This is a genomic window from Clostridium ihumii AP5 (assembly GCF_000612845.1).
Taxonomy (GTDB): domain Bacteria; phylum Bacillota; class Clostridia; order Clostridiales; family Clostridiaceae; genus Clostridium_J; species Clostridium_J ihumii.
This window is the reverse complement of the sequence record NZ_CCAT010000004.1, coordinates 95,144-113,315: the sequence shown is the minus strand read 5'-3', so window position 1 is coordinate 113,315 and position 18,172 is coordinate 95,144. Positions and strand designations below refer to the sequence as shown.

General features: G+C 25.4%; 19 protein-coding genes. 14 read left to right on the top strand and 5 right to left on the bottom strand.

What is annotated here, in order from left to right:
• Window positions 1–168 precede the first annotated feature (168 nt).
• Window positions 169–417, bottom strand: a complete 249-nt coding sequence (locus BN346_RS01070; RefSeq protein ID WP_034438399.1) for an AbrB/MazE/SpoVT family DNA-binding domain-containing protein — start codon at window positions 415–417, stop codon at window positions 169–171.
• A 1,136-nt stretch (window positions 418–1,553) separates the two neighbouring features.
• Here BN346_RS01070 and BN346_RS01065 point away from each other — a divergent pair.
• The 12 genes from BN346_RS01065 to BN346_RS01010 all read left to right on the top strand — a co-directional run bounded on the left by BN346_RS01065 (window position 1,554) and on the right by BN346_RS01010 (window position 12,079).
• Window positions 1,554–2,147: a DUF1836 domain-containing protein gene (locus BN346_RS01065; protein WP_034438472.1), complete on the top strand. Its 594-nt coding sequence runs from the start codon at window positions 1,554–1,556 to the stop codon at window positions 2,145–2,147.
• Between the two features lie 829 nt (window positions 2,148–2,976).
• The gene (pyrB, locus tag BN346_RS01060) at window positions 2,977–3,897 is read left to right on the top strand and encodes an aspartate carbamoyltransferase (RefSeq protein ID WP_034438397.1); all 921 of its coding nucleotides are present in this window, start codon (window positions 2,977–2,979) and stop codon (window positions 3,895–3,897) included.
• A 17-nt stretch (window positions 3,898–3,914) separates the two neighbouring features.
• Complete coding sequence (locus tag BN346_RS01055; RefSeq protein ID WP_034438394.1) at window positions 3,915–4,355, top strand: aspartate carbamoyltransferase regulatory subunit; 441 nt, start codon at window positions 3,915–3,917, stop codon at window positions 4,353–4,355.
• 15 nt (window positions 4,356–4,370) lie between these two features.
• Window positions 4,371–5,570 (top strand): dihydroorotase, encoded by a 1,200-nt coding sequence (locus BN346_RS01050; RefSeq protein ID WP_034438392.1) that lies wholly within the window; start codon window positions 4,371–4,373, stop codon window positions 5,568–5,570.
• A gap of 21 nt (window positions 5,571–5,591) precedes the next feature.
• Window positions 5,592–6,467, top strand: a complete 876-nt coding sequence (gene pyrF, locus BN346_RS01045) for an orotidine-5'-phosphate decarboxylase (RefSeq protein ID WP_034438389.1) — start codon at window positions 5,592–5,594, stop codon at window positions 6,465–6,467.
• Window positions 6,468–6,509: 42 nt separating this feature from the next.
• The gene (locus BN346_RS01040; protein WP_034438387.1) at window positions 6,510–7,259 is read left to right on the top strand and encodes a dihydroorotate dehydrogenase electron transfer subunit; all 750 of its coding nucleotides are present in this window, start codon (window positions 6,510–6,512) and stop codon (window positions 7,257–7,259) included.
• A 37-nt stretch (window positions 7,260–7,296) separates the two neighbouring features.
• Window positions 7,297–8,193: a dihydroorotate dehydrogenase gene (locus BN346_RS01035; protein WP_034438385.1), complete on the top strand. Its 897-nt coding sequence runs from the start codon at window positions 7,297–7,299 to the stop codon at window positions 8,191–8,193.
• Window positions 8,194–8,267: 74 nt separating this feature from the next.
• Complete coding sequence (gene pyrE, locus BN346_RS01030; RefSeq protein ID WP_034438382.1) at window positions 8,268–8,837, top strand: orotate phosphoribosyltransferase; 570 nt, start codon at window positions 8,268–8,270, stop codon at window positions 8,835–8,837.
• 342 nt (window positions 8,838–9,179) lie between these two features.
• Window positions 9,180–10,448 carry a soluble NSF attachment family protein gene (locus tag BN346_RS01025; protein WP_034438380.1) on the top strand — a complete coding sequence of 423 codons (1,269 nt, stop codon included), beginning with the start codon at window positions 9,180–9,182 and terminating at the stop codon, window positions 10,446–10,448.
• 109 nt (window positions 10,449–10,557) lie between these two features.
• Window positions 10,558–10,785 (top strand): hypothetical protein, encoded by a 228-nt coding sequence (locus BN346_RS01020; protein ID WP_034438377.1) that lies wholly within the window; start codon window positions 10,558–10,560, stop codon window positions 10,783–10,785.
• A gap of 228 nt (window positions 10,786–11,013) precedes the next feature.
• Window positions 11,014–11,526, top strand: coding sequence for a YhcN/YlaJ family sporulation lipoprotein (locus tag BN346_RS01015; protein WP_034438375.1), 513 nt, complete (start codon window positions 11,014–11,016; stop codon window positions 11,524–11,526).
• Window positions 11,527–11,674: 148 nt separating this feature from the next.
• Window positions 11,675–12,079, top strand: a complete 405-nt coding sequence (locus BN346_RS01010; RefSeq protein ID WP_034438374.1) for a protein-tyrosine phosphatase family protein — start codon at window positions 11,675–11,677, stop codon at window positions 12,077–12,079.
• 46 nt (window positions 12,080–12,125) lie between these two features.
• Here the strand turns inward: BN346_RS01010 and ispF are convergent, their stop codons facing one another.
• From ispF to rluF, 3 genes are all read right to left on the bottom strand, one after another.
• Window positions 12,126–12,602 carry a 2-C-methyl-D-erythritol 2,4-cyclodiphosphate synthase gene (gene ispF, locus BN346_RS01005; protein WP_034438372.1) on the bottom strand — a complete coding sequence of 159 codons (477 nt, stop codon included), beginning with the start codon at window positions 12,600–12,602 and terminating at the stop codon, window positions 12,126–12,128.
• A gap of 122 nt (window positions 12,603–12,724) precedes the next feature.
• Entirely contained in the window at window positions 12,725–12,901 is a 177-nt protein-coding gene (locus BN346_RS21425; protein WP_158644427.1) for a hypothetical protein, read from the bottom strand.
• Window positions 12,902–13,385: 484 nt separating this feature from the next.
• Complete coding sequence (gene rluF / locus BN346_RS01000) at window positions 13,386–14,135, bottom strand: 23S rRNA pseudouridine(2604) synthase RluF (protein ID WP_034438370.1); 750 nt, start codon at window positions 14,133–14,135, stop codon at window positions 13,386–13,388.
• A gap of 352 nt (window positions 14,136–14,487) precedes the next feature.
• Here rluF and BN346_RS00995 point away from each other — a divergent pair, with 352 nt between their 5' ends.
• Complete coding sequence (locus tag BN346_RS00995) at window positions 14,488–15,663, top strand: N-acetylglucosaminidase (protein ID WP_051539832.1); 1,176 nt, start codon at window positions 14,488–14,490, stop codon at window positions 15,661–15,663.
• Window positions 15,664–15,698: 35 nt separating this feature from the next.
• Here BN346_RS00995 and BN346_RS00990 read toward each other — a convergent pair whose 3' ends face one another.
• Window positions 15,699–16,274, bottom strand: a complete 576-nt coding sequence (locus BN346_RS00990) for a hypothetical protein (protein WP_034438367.1) — start codon at window positions 16,272–16,274, stop codon at window positions 15,699–15,701.
• Between the two features lie 295 nt (window positions 16,275–16,569).
• Between BN346_RS00990 and BN346_RS00985 the strand changes: the two genes are divergently transcribed.
• A complete protein-coding gene (locus BN346_RS00985) occupies window positions 16,570–18,150 on the top strand; it encodes a hypothetical protein (RefSeq protein WP_034438365.1) in 1,581 nt (526 codons plus the stop codon).
• Window positions 18,151–18,172 lie beyond the last annotated feature (22 nt).

Genomic DNA, 18,172 nt, shown 5'->3' with positions numbered 1-18,172 from the left:
GTCATTGATTTCAATGGCTTATTTTATTTTTTAACTACATCTATAGTATATAGTTTACTACATAAAATATGTCAAGAAGGTTAAAAAATTATTACAAATCATGTAACAAAATTGTTAACAAAAAAAAAGCAAACAATTTAAAGATTGTTTGCTTTTTCTTTATATATATTATAATGTTTCCGCTTTTAATGTGTTTAAACAATTTTTACAGATATTTTTTGATTTATAGTTTATAACATCTCTAGCATCGCCACAGAATATGCAAGCAGGCTCATATTTTTTTAATATTATTTGCTCTCCGTCAACATATATTTCTAAAGCGTCTTTTTCACCTATATTTAAAGTTCTTCTTAACTCCACAGGTATAACTATTCTTCCTAATTCATCTACTCTTCTTACTACTCCAGTTGATTTCATATTATATATTCCTCCCACCATAAAATATTCGACAAAAAAACTGATTTTACTTTAATTTTATGTATATTTAGCAAAAATTTATCGACAATATATTATTATTAAGTTACAAAATTTCTACTAACTTCCATCTATAGTTAATATACTACCTTATTGAATAAATGTCAATATAATATTTGAAACTCTAATACATATATTTACAATACTGATAACCCTATATAAATAGCCAGTTATCAATAAAAAAACACTGTTTTACACATGAAATATAATAAAAAAATAGAAAAAAATATAAAAAAAAAATAATTGTAAGTACTTGTATATTATAAAACAAAATGTCGAAAAATAATTTAAAATAAAAATTAAGAAAAATTAGAAAAAAATAATATGGAATTTATTATAAAAAATATAAAGTAATATAATAGACTATGGATAAAATAATGTAATATTACAAAACTATAATAGTATTTAATATATATATGTAAAGAAATGATAAAAAAATATAACTTGAAAAAAATGTAATAAATTGAGATTAGAAAAAATATACAGAATTATTATATTTGACGTATAATCTTTTAATAGTATATATATCAACAAATTTATACAATAATAATTAAAATGAAATTCATTTATTTCCACAAATATATAACAAGTTATCAACAGGCAATATGTGAATAATGTGGATAAGTCTATTTAGTTATCAACATGCAAAATAGCAATATTTCATAAATGGCTTATATAAAAGGAAGTTTATCAACATATTTTGTTAGTAAATTGTTTATTAAAGTGGATAACTTAGTTAAAATAGAATTAGTGATACGTAAAAAAAATCAATATGAAATATTTTATTTCCTAAAATTCTTTTTGTAGTAAATTGTAACAATATAAATGTAAAAAAAGATATTATATTCCATTAAATACATATTATAATGGTTAAAAATAATTTGTAATAAGTTTAATTATAACTTATAATATGATTAATGTGAAAATTATGTACTTAAGAAAAAATAAACACATCCTAATTAAGATAATATGGATATATTCTATAATATAAATTCTAAATTAAGTCATTTTATTATAAGATATGAGGTGATAAATTGAATAAAGAACTAGATAATGAAAAAAGTAAAGCTGAAGTTGATATAAAAATTATAGATGAGGTTTTGAAAAAAATTTCAAAACTTGCAGAAGAAGTATCAGATAAAAATATAATATTATATGAAGAGTTACCACAGTATGATTTATTCTTGTCCCAAGTAAAAGATTATTTAAATGATAAATTTGATGATGACAACTTTACAAATAATATTTTACAAAATTATATTAAGAGTGAAGTAATATCAAAGCCGGAAGATGGAAAAAAAAGAGGCTATACTAAATTGCATATAGTTCAACTAGTTTTATTGAGCTATATGAGACCTATTTTAAGTACAGAAGAAATAAGAAAAGTATTTAGACTTGCATTTAACGAAATTAATAATAGAGAAGATGATATATTATCATGGGAAGATACTTATAAAGTGTTTTCTGATATGCAAAAGGACAGTTTAAGTAACTTATTAATCAATGAAAAAATTGATGATAAAATTAAAATATCATCATACTTTAAAGATCAGGAATTTAAAGAAGACGAATATGAAAGGATAATCATCTTTTTAGTTGTTATGACATTGGTTGCAGAAGCAAGCTCTATAAAAAAATTAATAAGAAGAATAGTAAATGAGTATACAGATTAAAAAGTAAATAAAATTTAGAAGTTAATAAAAAATACACTCTAATTCTTAAATTAGAGTGTATTTGCCATTAACAACTTACGGTAGGCAATGAGTTTGAGATAACATTAAATGTTTCACCAAAAAATGTTTTTTTATATACTATTTTACAATCATCAAATATATATGATTCATCTTTATTAACTATAAATTTAACACCATTAATATTTTCAGATATATCATCTTCATTTTGTTCATCCAGAACAGCACCAAGTGTAGGGCCGCCTCAACCAAAACCTTTAATCATTAGTCTAAAAGATTTATTATCTTCAATTTTGTTTAATAGAGCATTTTTAGTTTTTTCATCAAATGATATATTCATAAAAAACCTCCTATAAATTTATTCTTTAGTAATTATTTATTTCAATATTAATATATTTAAAATAAATAAAATTTGTATTAATATTATTTCATATAAATTAAAAATAATATTATAAAGTTCTTGGAAATTTGTTTTTTAAAATTATACCATATTATAATCTATATATCCATATATATTAATATAATAATTAACATGAATTTTATGGAAAAAATCTGAAAATGTATTGACAATAAAGGAGACTTTATATAATATAAATATAAGATAAAATTTGATATGTTTTAATTATCCTTTTAAGGTTGATCCAGAGAGGTCAGAAAGGGAAGAATATTAGTATAGGTATATAAGTGTAGCTATAAGTATAGCTATAGTTATATGGTTGTAATTAAAAATGCTTTCCTTTAAGGAAAGCATTTTTTTTATTATCAAATAACCTTTAAATTAACCCCGTGAGGTAAAAAGGAGATGTCGTTTATGTTAAAAGGAAGAAATTTAATAGAACCAATGGATTTTACATTAGAAGAATTAGAAGAAATATTTTTACTAGCAGATAAAATTATAGAAGAACCTTCAAAATACTCAAAAATCTGTGATGGAAAGCTACTAGCAACATTATTTTATGAACCTAGCACAAGAACAAGGTTTAGTTTTGAGGCAGCTATGTTAAGACTTGGTGGAAATATAATAGGATTTTCAGAAGCCAACTCAAGTTCAGTTGCAAAAGGTGAAAGTCTATCAGATACAATAAGAACAGTTTCATGTTATGCAGATATAGCTGTAATTAGACATCCTAAAGAAGGATCAGCATTAGTTGCTAAAGAAAGTACAGATATGCCTATCGTAAATGCAGGTGACGGAGGTCATCAGCATCCAACACAAACACTTACAGATCTTTTAACTATAAGAAGAACAAAGGAGAAATTATCTAACATGACAATAGGTTGTTGTGGAGATTTAAAGTTTGGAAGAACTGTACACTCACTTATAAAAGCATTATCAAGATATGAAGGAAATAAATTCATATTAATATCACCAGAAGAATTAAAGGTACCAGAATATATTATAAGAATGTTAAAAGAAAAGAACATAGAGTTTAAACAAGTAGAAAGAATGGAAGAAGTTATAGGAGAGTTAGATATTCTTTATATGACAAGAGTTCAAAAAGAAAGATTCTTTAATGAAGAAGATTATATAAGATTAAAAGACTCTTATATATTAGATAACGAAAAAATGAGCAAAGGTAGAAAAGATATGATTGTTCTTCACCCACTACCAAGAGTTAATGAAATTGCATATGAAGTAGATAGTGATGAAAGAGCTATATATTTTAAACAAGCTAAGTATGGCATGTTTGTTAGAATGGCTCTTATATGTAAACTTTTAGGATTAGCTTAGTTAAAGGAGTGGTTTAAATGTTAACTATAAATAGTATAAAAGAAGGATTAGTTATAGATCATATCAAAGCAGGAAAAGGAATAAAAATATTTAATTATCTAGGTCTTGATAAAGCAGAGTATAGAGTTGCATTAATAATGAATGCTGATAGTAAAAAACTTGGAAAGAAAGATATTATAAAAATAGAAAATGTAATAGAACTTGATTATACAGTTTTAGGTCTTATAGATAGGGATATTACAATAGATATAATTAAGGAAGAAAAAATATCAGAGAAGATAGATTTACAGTTGCCTGAAAAGGTTGAAAATGTTATTAAGTGCAAAAATCCAAGGTGTATAACATCTGTAGAAAAGGATTTAAAACATGTCCACTATTTAGTTGATGAAAAAACAGAAGAATATAGATGTAAATACTGTGACGAAATAGTAGAAGTTAAGGATATAACTTCACTATAGAGGGGGTGTAAGTTTATGGAATTATTAATAAAGAGTGCAAATGTAGTGGATTGGTGTGGAAGTTACTTTGGAGATGTTTATATAAATGATGGGATTATATCAGAAGTTGGAAAAAATCTAAACAAAGATTGCAAAACAATAGATGCTAAGGGGTTAACCCTTATGCCATCTTTTGTAGATTTACATGTTCATTTTAGAGATCCTGGATTCACCTATAAAGAAGATATAGAATCAGGTTCTAAGGCAGCCGTAAGGGGTGGATTCACAATGGTAAACCTTATGGCTAATACAAATCCTGTATGTAGCTCAATGGATGTTGTAAATTATGTAAAAGAAAAGGCTAGTAAAGTGGGATTAGTAGATGTTCATCAGGTTTTATCTATAACAAGAAATTTTGATGGAAAAGAGATAAGTCATTTAGAGGATATAGATAATTCCATAAAAATTATATCAGAAGACGGAAAAGATGTAATGGATGGAAATGCAATGTTAGAGGCAATGAAATTATCAAAACAGAAAGATTTAATTGTTATGTGTCACTGTGAGGAACATAGTTTATCTAAATATGATATGAGAATAGCAGAAAATATAATGACACTTAGGAATCTAGAATTTGCTAAGATCACAGGTTGTAAAATTCATATAGCACATGTAAGTACAATTGAAGCTATGAGATATATAATTAGATATAAAAATGAGGGGGTTAAGGTTACCTGTGAAGTTGCACCACATCATTTATTTTTAAATGATAGTGTAAAATACAGAGTTAATCCACCTATAAGAAAAGAAGAAGATGTACTATTTTTAATAGAAGCAATAAAAAAAGGATATGTTGATGTAATTGCTACAGATCATGCTCCCCACACAGAAGAGGATAAAGAAAATGGTGCACCAGGAATATCAGGAATAGAAACTGCATTTAGTCTTTGTTACACCAAATTAGTAAAGGAAAATGGACTAAGTTTAAGTAAACTTAGTGAAATTATGAGTAAAAATCCTAGTGAAATATTAGATGTAAAAAAAGGAACTATAGAAATTGGATATGATGGAGATTTAGTATTAGTAGATTTAAATAAAAAGTATGAAATAAATGTAGATGAATTTAAATCTAAAGGTAAAAATACACCTTTAAATGGACAACATGTTTATGGAAAGGTTGTAAAAACTATAAAGGGTGGAAAAGAAGTATATTCAAGTTCAAAATATAATATTTAATGCAAATGAGAGGGAAAAATTATGATTATAGATAAATTATTTAAAATTGTAGAAGAAAAAGGACATGTATGTGTAGGATTAGATACAGATTTAAGATATATACCACAAAGTTTTTTAAATAAATATTCATCACTTTCAGAGGGAATATTTGAATTTAATAAGGAAATAATAGATGCTACTTTTGATGTAGCAGCATGTTATAAACCACAGATAGCATATTATGAAGCTTTTGGTGTAATAGGACTTATTGCATACAAAAACACTATAGAATACATAAGAAAAAAAGGCGGTATAGTTATAGGGGATATAAAAAGAGGAGATATTTCAAAAACAGCAGAAATGTATGCAATGGCACATTTAGAAGGTGAATTTGAAGTAGACTTTGTAACACTTAACCCATATATGGGACTTGATAGTATAAAGCCATATCTACCATATATAAAAAATAAAGAAAAGGGAGCTTTTGTACTTGTAAGAACATCTAATGAAGGGGCAAAAGACATACAGTATATAGAAACTAATGAAAATGAAAAAGTTTATATGAAGGTAGGAAAAATGATTCAAGAGTTGGGAGAAGAATGCATTGGTGCATGTGGATATAGTTCTATAGGTGGAGTTTTTGGATGCACTCACGTAGAAGAAGGAATTGAACTTAGAAAAAGCTTAAATAAAACATTCTTTTTAATACCAGGATATGGCGCACAAGGGGGTACTGCAAAGGATGTTGCATTATATTTAACTAATGGAAATGGCGGAGTGGTAAATTCATCTAGGGGAATAATGCTTGCATATAAAAAGTTTGAAGATGGAGAAGAAAACTTTAGTAAATATGCTAGACAGGAAACTATAAGAATGAGGGATGAAATATTAAATGCTATTAAAGAATTAGAAAAGTAATTAAAAAGGCAAATATTCTAGCATAGAAAAGGGTTGGTAAAGATGAGTACTAAAAAGGAATACACTATAAATAAAGTTTTAAGCAACAAAAAGATTTGTGAGGGAATATATAAGTTAGAAGTAGAAGGAAATTTTAGCGCAAATCCAGGACAATTTTATATGTTAAGGTCCTGGACAAATGAACCAATACTAGGTAGACCCATAAGTATACACAATATTAATGAAGAAGGAACAATAATAGAATTTTTATATGCAGTAGTAGGACAAGGAACAGAGCTATTAAAAAATATTAAAGAAAATGATGAGATAAATCTTATGGGACCATTAGGAAATGGATTTGATATAAGCGAAGCAAATAAAGGAAAAGTTGCAATATTAGCTGGTGGTATAGGAATTGCACCAATGAATTACCTAGCAAAATCTTTAGATAATGAAAATATAGATATATTTGTAGGATTTAGAGACGAAATTTATGGATTAAAAGATTTAGATAAAGAAGTAAAAAGTATTAATATAGCCACAGAAAGTGGAAATGTAGGACATAAAGGATATATTACTGATATATTTAATCCTAAAGATTATGACTTAGTTTTATGTTGTGGACCAGAAGTTATGATGCATAAAGCTATAAAAATGTGTAGAGATTCTAACACAAAAATTTATGTGTCTGAAGAGAAAAAAATGGCTTGTGGAATAGGAGCATGTTTAGTGTGTACATGTAAAACAAAAAAAGGTAATAAAAGAACATGTAAAGATGGGCCAGTATTTTTAGGTGATGACATAGAACTTTAGAAAAAGCACTTAAATTGATAATCAAGGAGTTGAAAATATGCTAGGTGTTAATATATGTGGAGTAGAACTTAAAAATCCAGTAATAGCAGCGTCAGGTACGTTTGGATTTGGACAAGAATATAGGGAATTATGGGATGTTTCCAAACTAGGAGGAATTAGTTCTAAGGGGCTAACTATAAATCCTAAGGATGGAAATGATGGAATTAGAATGATAGAAACAGCATCTGGAATGTTAAATAGTGTTGGACTTCAAAATCCAGGTGTTGATAATTTTATAAATATAGAATTAAAAAAGATGAAGGAATTGAATACCACAATTATTGCAAATTTGGGTGGAGCAACTATAGAGGACTATATTAAAGGAATAGAGAAATTAAACAATACAGATGTTGATTTAATAGAACTTAACATATCTTGTCCTAATGTAAAACAAGGTGGAATGGCATTAGGAATAAAATCTGAGGTTGCCTATGATGCAGTTAGGAAGGTTAAGAATGTATGTAAAAAACCACTTATAGTAAAGCTATCACCAAATGCAGAGGATATAAAAGATATGGCAATTAAGTGTGTAGAAGCAGGTGCAGATGCATTGTCACTTGTAAACACTTTTAAGGGAATGGCTATTGATATATATAATATGAAACCTGTGTTTAATAATGTATACGCAGGATTATCAGGACCAGCAATAAAACCTATAGCGTTAAGAATGGTTAATGAAGTTAGTAAAGTTACTGATGTACCAATAATAGGACTTGGTGGCATAAGAACTTGGCAAGATGCAATTGAATTTATAATGGCTGGTGCAACAGCAATTCAAATTGGAACAGCAAATTTTATAAAATCAGATATCTGTTTAGACATAATAAATGGAATAGAAAAATTTTTAGAAGATAGAAATATAAAAAATATAAAAGATATAACAGGAATCATATAGCATTTAAAAATAAATTATTATAAAAGTTTTAGTTAAAATTTAATAATAGAACGTAGGAAGGCGGAGAATTTAATATGGAAAACATGGTTATAAATACATTAAAAGAGGTAGGCGCACTTTTAGAAGGTCATTTTTTATTATCATCAGGAAGACATAGCAATAGATATTGTCAATGTGCAAGATTGCTTCAACATCCAGATAAAGCAGAAAAAGTTTTAAGTGTAGTAGTGGATAAAATAAAGGATTTAGATTTTGATATAGTAGTTGGACCTGCAATGGGAGGCGTTATTGTTGCATATGAGGTAGCAAGACAACTTGGAAAACCAGGAATATTTACAGAAAGAAAAGATGGAGAGATGACTTTATCTAGATTCGAAATAGAAAAAGGAACTAAGGTTATAATATCAGAAGATGTTGTAACTACAGGAAAATCAACAATGGAAGTTTGTAGATTGTTAGAGACATTAGGTGCAGAAGTTGTTGGGGTGTGCTGTATAGTAGATAGAAGAGGCGAAGCATCTGAATTAAAATTGCCTTTATATAGTGCTATAAAATTAGAAGTAGAGAGCTATGATACAGAAGAATGTCCACTATGCAAAGAAAATATACCATATGTTAAGCCGGGAAGCAGAAATATAAAATAAGGTTAATAAGTTTAAAAATGGTAAACATAAAAAACAAGCTTTTAAACAAGGGCTTGTTTTTTTACTTTTAAATTTATATATCAAATTTAAGAAATATATTATAGACTAATAAAACAATTGTTATGAAATTATTATTTAAAATAAAAATAATTATAATATTTTAAAAATATTATAATTATTTTTAACTTTATAACTTTTTAATTTAAAAAAAATTTTTATATGCTAAAATTATAATAAGAATAAAAAACTAAGTTATAAATGAAAATTAAATATTAATATGTATATTTATAATTATATTAAACGATTTTAAAAAGGAAAAATTATAGAGGGTGAAAGCAGAAGATGGAATTTTTAAGTGGAAGTGAAAAAATTGTTCAATTAAGAAAAAAGTATATGATTAGACAACAAAATTTAGCAACTAAAAATTTAACTAGAGGATATATAGGACTTTTAGAAAATGGTAAGAGACATATTACTGAAGAAGCAGCAAAAATTTTAACAGAACAGTTTAAAAATATTCTAAGTCAAAGAGGTTATGAATTAGAAATAGATGATGGATATTTTTTAAGATCAAAAGAAGAGGAAGCTGAAAAGTACTGTAAAGCTAAATTAGAAGAAAGACTTAGCTATAAGGAGTTAGAACAATTATTAGAAATATCCAACCAATATAGGTTGAATATTATAAAATTAAATGTATATATGAGAATAGGAGATAAAAATTATGAAGAAAGTGATTATATAGGTGCTTTTGAAAATTACTTTTATTCATTTGATATTTTAAGAAATTTTGTTTTTAAAAAAGATAATCTTTATATTTATAAAAAACTAGGGTTATGTAAGTATAATTTATTTAATTATAGTGAGGCAATAGTATATTTTAATAAGGCAAAGATTACAGCAGAAGAATTTAATGATAAGAATGAAGTAAAGGAAAATATATTAAATTTGGCTTTATGCTATGAAAAAAATTCAAATATGGAAAAAGCTTTAGAATTAATCAAAAAATTTGGGGATATGGCTTTTGAGGAAGAAAAGAGAGAAGAATATGTTTATGCTAAACAATTTGAGGCTAAATGTTATAAAAAGATAGGAAAAGTATGTGAAGCAGTAGAAATATACAATTCTATGGAATCCTTAGAAATGAGTTATGAGGTAAGAGCGGAAATATATAATGATTTAGCTGATATATATATTGTCAGTGGGGATATTAAAGAAGCATTAGATTTTTATAATAAATCACAGCATATAAGAATGAGTCATGATAGAAAAAACTTATCGCATACACTAATTGAAAAAGCTTCAATATATGTGCTTAAAGAACTTTATGATGAAGCATTAATGATTATAGAACTAGGAATTGAAAAAGCAAAAGAAAATAATGATTATAGCTTTATATTAAAAGGATATAAAAGAGAAAAAGAAATTTATGAAAAAATGAAAATGCCTGAAAAAGTAGAAAAGAAATTAATTGAAATAATTAAATTAACAAACAGTAATGAATATAAGGATGAACAAATTAAAGCATATATAGAATTGGCTGATTTATATTTAAAAGAAAAGAGATATACTGAATTAGTGCATTGTCATGAAAATATTAAAAATATATTATAAGAATTAAAGGGAAATTTAATACATAAATAATCATAAACTTAGTTAAAACTTAATATTATATATCATCTACAAGGATAAAAGAATTTTAAGCGTAAAGGGAGAGAAGACGATGTTAAATACAGATATTCCAAAGGTGATATATGATAATCAAGGTAATGAATTAAAAGTTGCAAAGTATTCAAAAATATTTTTTAAAAATAAAAATGAATATGGATATGTTTTTCACGTAGAAAAAGCAGAAAAAATAACTACAGTAAGTGAATTTGAGCTTAAATTTAAAAATGGAAAATACTTTATCAATAGAGATATTTTTTTAGAAGTAACCGTTGTTTTATAAAATTTTCACTCTTACTTTTTAACTGGGTTCAACATGATAATAGAATAAAATATGAGTTTAATAATATCACTTGATAAAAATGCTATTTAAGCTTTGAACTTGTGTTCCTATAGTAAAGGCAAATTAGAAGATACTAGTATTATTCTAATTTGCTATTTTTTATGTTAAATAAAATTAGAAAAAGTGTATAGACTATATGATAGTACAGAAATTAAGGAGGTTTTAAATATGAAAAGAAAAAGCCAAAAATTTTTAGCAGGAATATTAGCAGCAACATTATTAACAATGCCATTAGTTGGTTGTGGAGGTAACAATACAAACGATAATACAAAAAACAACACAACAAACAATACAACAAATAATAGTAAAAACAATGCAAATAATAGTGCAACAAACAATACACCAGGTGAAGCTCAAAAAGGTGATGAATTAGAAAGATCTAAATCATTAGCAGATAAATTAGCTAAAGTAGATGGTATAAAAGAAGTTTCAGTAGTAGTTCATGATAATACTGCAGTAGTTGGGGTTAAATACAATGATGGTGCAGATAAAGCAAAAGTAAAATCTGATATAGATAAAATGGTAAAGGATACAGATAGTAAAGTAACTACAGTTAAGATATCAGATGATGAAACCATAACAGGAAAAATTAAAAAAATGTATGATGATTTAGTAAGTGGAGAAACCTGGGAAAATTTAAAAGAAGGATATGATAATTTCTTAAATGATATAAAAATGTAATACATATAAAAACTCTACAATTTTTTTATTGTAGAGTTTTTTATTTTTAAATTAATATAGTTGTATAAATTTAACTTATTAAAGCAGTTCCAATAAATAATAAAGAGGAATATATAGATAGTAAGTAGTATTTTAAGGAGGAAAATGTATGGATGCTTTAATAAGGACTATAATAATATTAGCTATTGTTGTTGCATTGGGAATAATATTAGCTATTTTAGAGAAAAAGAAAATTACTAGTAGTGACAAAGTATTAAGTTATAGCTATAAAATATTGGAGATGCTAGAAAACTCAGGAGTAGCAGATGAAAAAACAAAAGAAATATTAAGAATGATTATGAATTGTGTTAAATATGTAGAAGATAATTTTAAAGCAATTCCTAACACAGTAAAAGAAGATACTGCATTAAATTTAGTAAATGAAAAAATGGAAAATATGAATTTGAGGGAAAAGCTAACTGACGAGGAAATTAGAACATTAGTTAGATTATCTGCAGTAATGCTTGGAAACACAGAAAGAAAAGAAGAAATTAATGAAGAAAAACAACAATGAAAATAGCAAAAGAACACTTTTAAAGTGTTCTTTTATTCTTTTATTATTATTTTTTTGAAACAAGAAGACAAATGCTTTGAGATGAAATGCCTTCACCGTTTCCAGTAAATCCAAGACCTTCTTCAGTAGTTGCCTTAATATTTATTTGGCTTTTATTAATATTAAGTGCTTTGCATATATTTGTTATCATGTCATTAATATAAGGTGCCATTTTAGGTTTTTGAGCTATTATTGTAGCATCTATATTACCAATAGCATAATTATTTAAATCTAATAAAGTCTTAACATGTTCTAATAGTTTTATGCTAGAAATACCTTTGTATTTATCATCTGTATCAGGAAAATGCTTTCCTATATCACCTAATGCAGCAGCTCCAATTAAACTATCCATTATAGCATGAATAAGGACATCAGCATCAGAATGACCTAAAAGCCCTTTTTCATAAGGAATATGTACTCCTCCTAAAATTAAATCTCTATTTTCAACTAATTTATGAACATCATAACCTAATCCAACTCTCATTTTTTCCTCCTAAAGTTAAATATTTTAATAATACATAATTACTTAGTATTTTAATATTAAGTAAATTTATACTTAACGTTTTTTATATAAATTTTTACTAAAAAAAAGTACACATAAGTGTACTATAAAGGATGTCTATAATTATATGCTTCAGTTTTAACTTTTTCAACAATATCAGTGTCAGTACGTGTATTCTCTTTAAAAGATGATTTTATTTTATGGAAAAATACTATTAGTTTATTTCTTTTCTTTATTCTTTTTTTTGATTTAAAATTAACATAAATTACATTACTAGTCATAAAATCGCCCCCAATGCTTTTAGATTTATGTTAGCAAAGTACTGTAGCGTGTATACTTGTAAAGAAAGTATAGCATAAGAAAAATAAAAAGTGAATATTCAAAAAATTTAATTATTTATAAATATTATTATGTAATTGTTAAGTTTCTATACAATAAAATTAAAAAAGTTATCAACAATGTATCAACATAACTGTTAATAATGTTAATAACTCAATAAAAAACATTAAATAAATGTTTTTTTTAGCAAAATAATTAATAAATTCAGTAGATATAAACAAAATAACAACATATTCTATGTGTATAATGTTGATAATGGCTAATTTAAAATTTAAAAAATTATAAATTAATAGGAGAATATATAAGTATAAAATATGAATTATAAACAAAAAGTTAAAAAACAGAAAGATTAAAAAACAATCTCTCTGTTTTCAACATCAAATTAACAAGTTATAAACAAGCTATATGTTGATAATGTGGATAACTTTACTTTATTATAGAGGCCTCCTCTGTTTTTACTGAACTTTCTACTAAAGAGTTTATTTCATATATCTCTTTTTCAGTTAAATATCTCCATTTACCTAAAGGCAAATTCTCAAGTGTAACATTCATAATCCTTATTCGTTCTAACTTTTTAACTTCATAATCAAAAAATTGACACATACGTCTAATTTGTCTGTTTAAACCTTGGGTTAAAATTATTCTAAAAACAAACTTGCTTTCTTTTTTCACAAAACATTTTTTAGTTACTGTATCTAGAATTGGAACTCCATTTGACATTTTAGAGATAAATTCATTAGTTATTGGTTTATCAACAGTAACTAGATATTCTTTTTCATGATTATTTCCAGCCCTAAGAATTTTATTTACTATATCACCATCATTAGTTAGAAATATTAAACCCTGTGATGGTTTATCAAGTCTTCCGATATGAAAAATTCTTTCAGGATAATTTATAAAATCAACAATATTACCTTTTATACTTTGATCAGTAGTACAGGTTATTCCAACGGGTTTATTTAATGCGATATAAACTTTGTTAGATTTAGGTTTTACAATGTTATTTTTTACTTTTACGATATCATTTACTGCAACTTTTGATCCAACCTCAGCTTTAACCCCGTTTATAAAAACAAGTCCTTGGTCAATTAATCGATCAGCCTCTCTTCTTGAGCAAAATCCACTTTCACTTATATATTTGTTTAATCTTAATGTTTTAAATGAATTGTTTTCCATAAGCACCTTCCTTAAAATATTTTATTCACTGTCAATTTAAAAATCTATATTAAAACTTATCATGAAAGTTTTTCATTAAAACATGAATAACTTAAAATTTAGACATAAAATCCTATATATATTATATACAAAACATTACATTTAAAAATATAAAATGAAAATAATAAATTAATATATAAAATAATTATATATTAATGTATAATTTATAGATAAATAAGTATATGGATTTTGCTATTATATTCGATTATTTTAATGAAGGTAAAAATCATATAGAAATATTTTAAGAGTCAAAATAGGACAAGCACATTAAAATATAAAATACTAATAATTAGATTTATTTGGGAGGGGAAATATGAATAAACGTAAAAAGTCATATGCACTACTTTTTTGCATGATAATTATGTTTACTGGATTTATATTCACATCAAGAGTTAGTGCTGCTACAGATCCAAAGGTATTTGAACATAAAGAAAATATACCATTAAACAAAGTTTGGAGCATATATCTTAATGATTCACTAAATCAAACAACAATAAATAACTTAAGCAACTATGTTAAAGTAACAAATGCTAGAGCGCAAGTTCAAGCAGTTAATGTTAATTATGATGCTACCAATAAAGTTATAAACGTGAATCCACCACAAGAAGGGTACAAGCCTAATACTATTTATAGTTTGGTTGTAAGTAAATCAATAAGTAATTCTATTCAAAGCAATCTTGAGAATAATTATGTTATAGATTTTACTACAGCTAAAACAAGTACAAGTATTAATGTACCATCTGGAAGTAACGTAAAATATAGGGATTACAATTTTACATTAGAACAATTTGTACAAACACAAAGTGAAAGAAAGCCAATGTTTAATAGATTAAATCCATTTACATCAAGTGCAAGTCTTGCTAATGTTAAAGCCTTTGCCGATGCAGAGTCATTATCTTATGATAGCACTCAGATATATCAATTTTTAAGTTTAAAGTATATTGATGGAATTTCAGTTGATGCTTTAAATAGACATATAAATTACAAGGGAATTATAAAAGATAAAGGTAATGTGTTTATAGAAGCAGGTAAGAAATATAATATAAATCCAATATACTTAAATGCACATTGTGCATTAGAAACTGGATATGGAACATCTCAATTAGCTAATGGTGTAGATTATAAAACACCAGATGGAAAGATTGTTAAGGTGTACAATATGTATGGAATTGGTGCAATTGATAGTGATCCATTAAATGGAGGGGCAAAGTATGCCTATGAACAAGGATGGACAACTCCTGATAAAGCTATTATAGGTGGAGCTGAATGGATAGGAAAAGGATATATTCATGCATCTAAAGATGGTAAGTTTGAAGATAAAGATACACTATATAAAATGAGATGGGCAATTAATGAATACCCTAATGGATGGAAGCAATATGCAACAGATATAGCATGGGCATATAAACAAGCATTTAATTTTAAAACTATAATTGATGAATCACCAAATGCAAAATTAATTTTTGAGATTCCTAGATTCATAAAATAATAAAGAGAATGACAAATGTCATTCTCTTTATTATTTTAAAATTCACCGGTATTTTTATTTATTTGAACAATAAATTTATTTTTTTCACTATGTTCTATAAATTCATTAAGATTTACATCATCATTAAATTTATTATTTGATATGAATATATTTATTTGACCAAAATTATGTCCATCGGGAATAGATAATTTTTTTTCAGATATTGCATTATCAAATAAAATTATAAGACCATCATTTAAATAATTTCCTACTACATTTGTTGTATCTATAATTTCAAGTCCAGTAGTATTTCTAGATGATACATTTATTATTTTATTATTTTTATTTATTTCAAATTTTACTTTTCCATTAAAATCTGTCATTTCTGCTATTATTGTTGCTTTGGGAGAAAAACTTTGAAAAAGTGTATATGCAGAGAATAATATTAAAATAGAAATAGCAAAAATAATATATTTAAGAGTAGAGGATACAGGATTTTTTGCTTCACCAGTATAAATCTGACCAACTATAGGTTCAATTTTATTTTTTTTAACTGTCAGGAATTCTTTATCTTTTGTTACTATAAAAACTTTATTTTTATCTATATTTATAACTTTACCAGTATGTTTCACGTTAAATCACTCATTTCTTAAAAAATAATTAAATATATAATATCATATAATTGAAAAAAAAGGAAAGGAAGAGTATAATTAAAAATAAATATACAGAATTTTAAGAAAATTAACCAAGGATATGACGTAGAAGTTATATATACATTGTCTGAACAATATATGAGAAGGTACTACTATTTTTATTAACAATAAGTTAAGTGTAAAGATTATTTAGCATAGTAACTTATGAAAATTTAAATTGTGATATGAGAAAGATGGTGATTTATAGGTAATAATTAAATCAAGGGGGAAGAAAATGAAGAGTAAAAAATCAAGATATATAAGTTTATTAGTAATAGCAATACTCTTTTTAGGAATAGTATGTTTTAACTATAAGCAAAACAAAAAAATATATAATCAACCGCCATCAAACAAGTGGAGCAAGGAGGTTATTATAGGAAATGGTACAATAAATAATGCTCCTAAAGTTATAAAAGAAGAAGATAGAATTATAATAGGTTATGATAATTTAAATAAGTTTAAAATTTCAGTAACTGATAATTTAGGAAAGAAAATATTAGAAAAGTTTTATGAAATTAATGAAGAATTTATATTAAATACAGCATTAACTAAGACATCTAATGGATATTTATTTTTATATAATTCAACCCAGAATGGTCAACCATATATGGGAAAGATATACTTAGATAAAAATTTTGAAAAAATAGAAGAAAAATTTGAAGATGGTGTAACAAATATAGTTCAATTAGATGATAATCTAGTTATACTATCAAATGAAAACAAATTAATTATTAGAAATACGGAAAAAGAAAATGATATAAATGCAGAAAAAATGAACTCTAAAAATACATCTAATATTGTTTCATGTAAATTGAAGAATAAATATATGATAGCATTTATTGAGGATAAGTGTAATTTTAGAAGTGTATTTGTTGAAAATGGAAGATTTAAAGACGGTAAGGATATATTTAAGACATCTAATATATTGACGGTTAATTATGGAAACTTAGCATGTTCTAGTGATGGGGAATATGGATATGTTATGATGGAGGAAAGCACTAAAGGGCAATATACAGGAACAAAGATGATAAAATTTAAATTAAATGGTAATGAAAAACCTAAAGTCTCTAAGCTTCAGGTAAATGAATATAAAGAAGTGCATAATAATATTGGTGCATACTCTGAAGAGGGAGCAAGATTTATAGGAACAATACCTATAGAAAAGAAAGATGGATATAGACAGGAAACAATAGTTGATTATATCATTAAAAATGGTGAAGTTAAATCATTTGAGAATGTAAGTAGATTAAGAGAAATGTGTATTTTCCCATATATAAATGATGATACTATAGTGTATGCAAGTTTTGATAAAAACTATAATTATAATATAAATCTAGCACGTGACAATGATGAGTTTAAAGAGAAAAACAATCAACCAATGAAATTTGAGTCAAAGTTAGCATTCAATCATACTATAGAGCAGTTAGCATATTCACTATCATATATATTAATAATTGCTACAAAATGGGTTATACCTGCATTATTTCTAGGAGCAGTAATTTCCTTTTTTGATTATAAATTTAGATTAAAAGGGAAAATTATATTATTTATGGGATCTGGAGTTATTGCCGCTGTTCTAAAAACAATAGAAATATATAAGTTGATATATAAAAAAGGGATAATATTGCCTAACTTAATAGCAATACCTAGTTTAGGTATATTAGTATGTATAGTAATATCTCTAATAAGTTATTTAATAGGTATAAATAGATATAGATATGATGAGGATAGTTCGTTTATAGTGAATTTTGGTATTGGATTAATGATTGATACTATTCTTACACTTGTAATGTTCACTCCATATATATATGCATAATAGAAAGGACGCACTATATAGT

What these genes read in the sequence shown, in the direction of transcription:
- BN346_RS01020 (WP_034438377.1), top strand. Translation starts at nt 10,558, where the DNA reads ATGTTAAATACAGATATTCCAAAGGTGATATATGATAATCAAGGTAAT.
- BN346_RS01015 (WP_034438375.1), top strand. Translation starts at nt 11,014, where the DNA reads ATGAAAAGAAAAAGCCAAAAATTTTTAGCAGGAATATTAGCAGCAACA.
- BN346_RS01035 (WP_034438385.1), top strand. Translation starts at nt 7,297, where the DNA reads ATGCTAGGTGTTAATATATGTGGAGTAGAACTTAAAAATCCAGTAATA.
- BN346_RS00995 (WP_051539832.1), top strand. Translation starts at nt 14,488, where the DNA reads ATGAATAAACGTAAAAAGTCATATGCACTACTTTTTTGCATGATAATT.
- BN346_RS01010 (WP_034438374.1), top strand. Translation starts at nt 11,675, where the DNA reads ATGGATGCTTTAATAAGGACTATAATAATATTAGCTATTGTTGTTGCA.
- BN346_RS01055 (WP_034438394.1), top strand. Translation starts at nt 3,915, where the DNA reads ATGTTAACTATAAATAGTATAAAAGAAGGATTAGTTATAGATCATATC.
- BN346_RS21425 (WP_158644427.1), bottom strand. Translation starts at nt 12,901, where the DNA reads ATGACTAGTAATGTAATTTATGTTAATTTTAAATCAAAAAAAAGAATA.
- pyrE (WP_034438382.1), top strand. Translation starts at nt 8,268, where the DNA reads ATGGAAAACATGGTTATAAATACATTAAAAGAGGTAGGCGCACTTTTA.
- pyrB (WP_034438397.1), top strand. Translation starts at nt 2,977, where the DNA reads ATGTTAAAAGGAAGAAATTTAATAGAACCAATGGATTTTACATTAGAA.
- BN346_RS01025 (WP_034438380.1), top strand. Translation starts at nt 9,180, where the DNA reads ATGGAATTTTTAAGTGGAAGTGAAAAAATTGTTCAATTAAGAAAAAAG.
- rluF (WP_034438370.1), bottom strand. Translation starts at nt 14,135, where the DNA reads ATGGAAAACAATTCATTTAAAACATTAAGATTAAACAAATATATAAGT.
- pyrF (WP_034438389.1), top strand. Translation starts at nt 5,592, where the DNA reads ATGATTATAGATAAATTATTTAAAATTGTAGAAGAAAAAGGACATGTA.
- BN346_RS00985 (WP_034438365.1), top strand. Translation starts at nt 16,570, where the DNA reads ATGAAGAGTAAAAAATCAAGATATATAAGTTTATTAGTAATAGCAATA.
- BN346_RS01050 (WP_034438392.1), top strand. Translation starts at nt 4,371, where the DNA reads ATGGAATTATTAATAAAGAGTGCAAATGTAGTGGATTGGTGTGGAAGT.
- ispF (WP_034438372.1), bottom strand. Translation starts at nt 12,602, where the DNA reads ATGAGAGTTGGATTAGGTTATGATGTTCATAAATTAGTTGAAAATAGA.
- BN346_RS01040 (WP_034438387.1), top strand. Translation starts at nt 6,510, where the DNA reads ATGAGTACTAAAAAGGAATACACTATAAATAAAGTTTTAAGCAACAAA.
- BN346_RS01070 (WP_034438399.1), bottom strand. Translation starts at nt 417, where the DNA reads ATGAAATCAACTGGAGTAGTAAGAAGAGTAGATGAATTAGGAAGAATA.